This window comes from Cytophagales bacterium (assembly GCA_019456305.1).
In the GTDB taxonomy this organism is placed as follows: domain Bacteria; phylum Bacteroidota; class Bacteroidia; order Cytophagales; family VRUD01; genus VRUD01.
The window spans coordinates 1-4,818 of sequence record VRUD01000138.1 but is presented as its reverse complement, the minus strand read 5'-3'; the positions used below and the strand labels follow the sequence as shown (position 1 = coordinate 4,818).

Below are 4,818 nucleotides of genomic sequence, written 5' to 3'. Positions count from 1 at the left end.
AAAAACAAACTAAAAAAGGAGATATTACTTTAATTCGCTAAATTATAGTGTATAATTACGTCAATAGTCGTAGTAAATTACGACTATCACTCTATTGACAACGTACCAATTGCCATCGTAACTTTGTAAAATCAGGAAAAATTTTATGGCGGTGTCAGGCGTCAGACACACACTGTTTTTTCAAATGTTGTCAATAATTTACATCCTACGTCTCTCCCGGTTATTATCTGGGTTTTTCTTTGCTCAATTATCCTTGTGCCATCTTATTGCCCAGCCCACCTTTCAAAAAACCTTCGGTGAGGCTTTGGAAGATGTCGGCAGATCCATTCAACCTACTGCAGATAGCGGATATATCATTACCGGCTTTACCAGTAACTTTGGAGAAGGCGGTACGGATGTATATTTGATTAAGACCAATGCCAATGGTGATACGCTTTGGACAAAAACCTATGGAGGCACGCTTACTGATGTCGGCTATTCCGTTCAACAAGTCACAGATGGCGGCTATATTATCACAGGCTATACAGCCAGCTTTGGAACAGGTATCTGGAATGTTTATTTACTCAAAACTGATCCAACAGGTAGCTTGCAATGGAGCAAAACCTTTGGTGGAGTAGATTTTAGTCGTGCAGAGTCCGTTCAGCAAACTACAGATGGCGGCTATATCATTACCGGTTTTACCGACAGCTATGGAGCAGGAGACCTGGATGTTTATTTGCTCAAAGTTGACTCATCAGGCGCTTTGCAATGGAGCAAAACCTTTGGAGGGCCCAATGCTGATTACGGCTACTCCGTTCAGCAAACCACAGATGGCGGATATATTATTGCGGGATACACCAGGACTAATTCAATAGTAACAAGTACAGATATCTACCTGATCAAGACCAGTGCTAATGGCGACACGCTATGGACAAAGGCATATGGAGGTTTTGGTACTGACGTTGGCTATTCAGTTCAGCAGACTACAGATGGCGGGTATATTATTACAGGGCGAACATTCAGTATCGGGGCAGGCGATGCAGACGGTTACCTGCTAAAAACCGATAGCATTGGCGCCTGGCAATGGATCAAAACCTATGGTGGGGCAAGTTTTGATGAAGGCAGATTTGTTCAGCAAACACCTGATGGAGGATATATTATTATTGGCCGCACAACAAGCTTTGGAACAGGAGATGACGATGTTTATTTACTAAAGACCGATTCTACAGGCGTTTTACAATGGAGTAAAACCTTTGGAGGAGCCGGGAATGATATCGGCTGGGCAGTTCAGCCAACCATAGATGGCGGGTATGTTATTACAGGCTATACCAACAGTTTTGGAATAACCGGCTTCGATCATCTTTATCTTATCAAGACTGATTCCAATGGAAATAGCCTGTGTACCCAGTTCCAGCTACCTGTCAATACATTGGTTAGTGATACTTTTATCGTTGTGATCCCGGTAGCAACAACAATAGGCTCCGGGGCAATATCTAATAATACTGCCACTGTTGTTAGCAGCACAGCAACTATTGATAGCCTTTTATGCTATCCATGCGATACTCCTGCCGCAGCTTTTAGCTATACCGATTCATTATTAACAGTCAGTTTCTCAGATTCTTCTACAGACGCAGTAAGCTGGCTCTGGAATTTTGGTAATGGAGATACATCTTTTTTACAACATCCTGTATATACCTATACGATTGGTGGAACCTATAATATTTGCTTGATTGTAAATAATTCTTGCGGGTCTGACTCAACATGTGATAGTATAGATGTTATCACTACAGGTTTTTCTGAGTTAAGTCTATTTGGGGCTGATTTAAATATTTATCCTAACCCCAATACTGGACAGTTTACCCTTAAAATCAATTTACAAGAGAAAACACACTTGTCTGTAAATCTATATAAAGTTAACGGTCAATTGATATATACTAATGATTCACCAAACTTCACCGTGTCCCGACCCCTCGGGAAAGGTTTGGTAAACCTGTTCATTGATCTGAGCAATCATTCAAAAGGAATATATTATGTTCAAATTCTCACTGATAAAGGTGTGCTCACCAAAAAAGTTATTTATCAATAGCACAAACAGATCATGACGGACACCACGAATATTCAGCCGTGAGCGGGGTGAATTGTATGCAGAATTTTGCCAACTTTCACATTTTCCCTAATCCTTTTTGGCTGAATTTATATATAGGTTTTAACAATCCCAACAAAAATGCTGTCATCCATATAAAAATTTCAGATATAGTGGGGAAAACATATCCGCAGGAAGAAAAAATTATCAATGAAGGTTACAACGAAATAAAATTGGATATGACACACCTGCCAGCAGGACTGTATTATATAGAGTTGTATTTAGGCGGTGTGGTTTATAATGAAAAAATGGTTAAGCTTCGCTAATTTGGCTCAACCGTAAAACCAACTTTTGGAATATCGTCTTATTATGTCTAAATTTGTACTATAAAAACTTAGATAATTATCTATTAACTATTATAGCGTTTCATAAAAAGGATAACATTTAACCTATATTATTCCTAAACTTTAAGATGAAACAAATAAAATCCCAAATCCAAAGCTCAAAATCCAAAATAAATCCCAAAACCTAAATCCAAAAAAAAAAGCCATACGATTTACGGGGGAATCCGAGGAAATAATCAATATACTAAGCAGCATCATAAACAAATCAACAGGTGGCAGAAAATCGTAACTTTGTGTTCTAAAATTGGGATTTTAAACTTGGGATTTATTTTGAAGTTGGGATTTTATGAATAATTGAGGATAGTAATTATTTTTTATTTGTTATTATTTTAGTGAAACAATATACTACGATGATCTACACGAGCAGTTGGAAATATTGGGTAAAAAGCTCAACCTGTTCATTCAGGCAATACAACGCAGTATGAACAAATAAATGAAACCAGAAACCAGAAACGTATTATTTAGAACATAGCCTAAATAATTTAAGTTTTTCAAAGATTTCTAAAATTATGTTCAGAACATTATACACTGCATTTTTACTTTTGCTTGCAATAACTTCATCCGGTCAAACAAATATTGCCGGCATCATCAACAGCTATACAAAAGTCACTGCTATAAATAGCTCAAATTCTATAGCTGTAATTTCTACCGCTGAATTTAGCGCAGGGGATAAAGCGTTTTTGATCCAAATGAAAGGCGCTACGATTGATGATACGAGTAATACCTCTGATTTTGGAAATATTATTAGCTATAATAATACAGGGAATTATGAATTTGCGATCATTGATTCTATTAATGGTGATACTATTATCTTTCAGGATACCTTATTAAGACAATACGATCCTGCCGGCTTGGTGCAATTAATAACATTGCCGGAATTTTGTAATAATAATGTTAATGTAACCGGTACCCTCACTGCTGCCCCCTGGGACGGCAATATAGGGGGCGTATTGGTTTTTGAAACCGGAGTGGTTACTTTAAATGCGAATATTGATGTGAGTGGTAAGGGATTCAGGGGAGGAACTGCGTCCATTAACGGTGGATTTTCTTGTGATCATACAGATTACTTTTATACTATGGCTTCGACAAGGAGCGGGCAGAAAGGAGAGGGTATAGCAATTTATGGGATTAGTTATGAGGCAGGACGTGGCGCGCTTGCCAATGGAGGCGGGGGAGGTAATGAGTGGAATGCCGGGGGGGGTGGCGGCGGTAATTATGGAACAGGGGGCCGTGGGGGAGATCAACAAGCAGGATGCGTAAGTTTACCTATAGGAGGAGAAGGCGGCTATAATCTAAACTATTCAAACAGCGCTGATAAAATATTTTTAGGGGGTGGAGGTGGAGGAGGCGAACAAAATGATAATCAGGGTACACCTGGGGCAGGTGGAGGAGGAATTATTATTATCATAGCAGATACCATAGTGGGGAATGGATTCTCAATTATAAGCAACGGAAATAATGTACCCACTGCAGGGATAGATGGTGGAGGGGGAGGAGGCGCAGGTGGAACCATTTTGTTGGATATGCAATATTATATTTCAACCCTAAATGTAACGGTAAATGGTGGAAAGGGCGGAAATACCACTAACCAGGGAGTTCATGGCCCCGGAGGAGGCGGTGGTGGCGGTATTATATGGATAAGCGACTCCATTCTGCCGGCAGGTGTATCTGTTTCTCTTAATGGAGGATTGCTTGGTCTAACAAGTAACGCTGTACCTCACGGAGCCGCTAACGGAAGTGCCGGAAACTTATTAACAGATCTGGATATACCGGGAGGCGGCCTGTTGAGCGTTACTTTTTGTCAATGTGCGATGATCATGAATCTAAACACCTGGGCAAAAGAGGGAGATCCTGCATTGGGTAATTGGGTGGTTTCCGCGGACGGAGAATCCGTTACGCAAACTGTAAATCATAACAATTTATTCTTTGTAGGTTCTGACACTAATGTTTTCAATACTACAATTATTGTGCAAATTGAACCTTTAGTGTTTTTTGATGATGATTATATTGGTTTCGTATTTGGTTATCAATCACCCGTCGCTGCTAACGGTGACAGCATTTATGATATGGATTTCATCCTGTTTGATTGGAAAAATGGGCCGCAAGGTGGCAGTCAGGAAGGTCTTTCATTATCTAAGATCAAGAGAAATTTTTCAGCAGACCCTTTTACGCCTCATATCAATAATCCTCCTTTTAGTGTATTGCTTGCCAGCGATTTTGGAGCAGGTAAAGGTTGGAATTTTGGCATAACATATAATTTTGAATTATTGTATACATCAAACCGGATCAGAATAAAAATAAATGGGGATACGATATTTGATGTATCAGGCGCCTTTCAGCCGGGCCGTTTTG

3 protein-coding genes are annotated in these 4,818 nt (G+C 39.6%); all 3 read left to right on the top strand.

Annotation, left to right across the window (positions count from 1 at the left end):
* Positions 1 to 145: 145 nt before the first annotated feature.
* Positions 146 to 2,065, top strand: coding sequence for a T9SS type A sorting domain-containing protein (locus tag FVQ77_17245; GenBank protein ID MBW8052049.1), 1,920 nt, complete (start codon positions 146 to 148; stop codon positions 2,063 to 2,065).
* A gap of 56 nt (positions 2,066 to 2,121) precedes the next feature.
* Complete coding sequence (locus tag FVQ77_17240; protein MBW8052048.1) at positions 2,122 to 2,388, top strand: T9SS type A sorting domain-containing protein; 267 nt, start codon at positions 2,122 to 2,124, stop codon at positions 2,386 to 2,388.
* Positions 2,389 to 2,975: 587 nt separating this feature from the next.
* On the top strand, positions 2,976 to 4,818 hold a 1,843-nt coding region (locus FVQ77_17235), incomplete at its 3' end, for a hypothetical protein (protein ID MBW8052047.1).